The organism is Burkholderia sp. AU31652, assembly GCF_002223155.1.
In the GTDB taxonomy this organism is placed as follows: domain Bacteria; phylum Pseudomonadota; class Gammaproteobacteria; order Burkholderiales; family Burkholderiaceae; genus Burkholderia.
In genome coordinates, this window is record NZ_NKFG01000012.1 from 1 (window position 1) to 1,401 (window position 1,401).

At 56.6% G+C, this 1,401-nt stretch carries 1 protein-coding gene; it reads left to right on the forward strand.

Annotated features, from left to right (window positions below):
- Positions 1 to 51 precede the first annotated feature (51 nt).
- A protein-coding gene (locus CFB40_RS37570; RefSeq protein ID WP_089430986.1) for an IS3 family transposase occupies positions 52 to 1,401 on the forward strand; the annotation gives its coding sequence in 2 pieces (ribosomal slippage) (positions 52 to 526 and positions 526 to 1,401; 1,351 coding nt annotated over the 2 pieces). This gene is flagged as partial in the annotation.

The following is a 1,401-nucleotide window of genomic DNA, read 5'->3' on the forward strand; positions in this document are numbered from 1 at the left end:
TGAACTGCACCCCAAAAGTTGGACATCGATCCAACCTTTGGGGTGTTTTTCATGAGCAAGTACACGGAGCAGTTCAAGGTATCCATTGCAGAGGAGTACGAGTCCGGCCACGCTGGGTTCCGTGAGATGTCCAAGCGCCACGGCGTCGATGAGGCGACGATCCGCAAGTGGGTGGCGGCCCATCGCATACATGGTCCGGCAGGCTTGAAGAAGAAGTGCGAGCGCTACAGCGCAGAGTTCAAGTTGCTTGTACTGCAGCAAATGCGTAGCGAAGGGTTGTCAGCGCGTGAGACGGCTGCACGCTTCAACATTAGGAACCGTACGGCCATCGGCCAGTGGAAACGCCAGTATGATGAAGGCGGTATAGACGCACTGTCGCCGCGCCAGCGGGGGCGCCCCAGGAAGATGCCCAAGCCACCGCTCACGCCACCGCCGCTACCCGAGGACGATACGCGCTCCCGACAGGAACTACTCGACGAGTTGAACTTCCTGCGCATGGAGAACGCGTACTTAAAAAAGCTCGAAGCCTTGGCTCAAGCGCAGCAGCGATCAGCGCAACGCAAAAAGCGCAAATCGTGCTCGAGCTAAGGCAGCAATATCCGCTTGCGGGCTTGTTGAAGGTTGCCGGCTTGGCGCGCAGCACGTTCTACTATCATCAGAAATTGCTCGGAGCAGCCGACAAGTATGCCGATACAAGGGCAAGAATCTGCTCGCTGTTCGAACGGCACAAGGGCCGCTACGGCTATCGACGCATCACGCTCGCTCTACGTAATCTGGGACAGGTGATTAACCACAAGACTGTGGCGCGTCTGATGGGTGAGTTGCGGCTGAAGTCTTGTGTGCGCCCGAAGAAATACCGCTCCTACAAAGGTAGCGTCGGACGTGTTGCACCTCATGTTTTACAGCGTCGGTTCTACGCAAAGCGTCCGAATGAGAAGTGGGTAACGGATGTCACGGAATTCAACGTGGGTGGCCAGAAGCTGTACCTGTCACCAGTGCTCGATCTGTACAACGGCGAGATCATTGCTTATGAAACCGCGAGGCGCCCGGCGTTCGAGATGGTCAGCGCAATGCTTCGCAAGGCATTGGCGCGCTTGAAGTCACACGAGCGGCCTCTCTTGCATTCGGATCAGGGCTGGCAGTACCAGATGCCTGCGTATCGCCGCCTACTGCAGCAACGAGCGCTCACGCAAAGCATGTCGCGTAAAGGGAATTGCCTGGACAACGCCGCCATGGAGAGCTTCTTCGGCACGCTGAAATCCGAGTTCTTCCATCTGAATCGGTTCCGCAACCTGGACGAACTGCAAACCGGCTTGGCAAGCTACATCCACTACTACAATCACGACCGCATCAAACTGAAACTAAAAGGGCTGAGTCCCGTGCAATACAGAACTCAGCCCT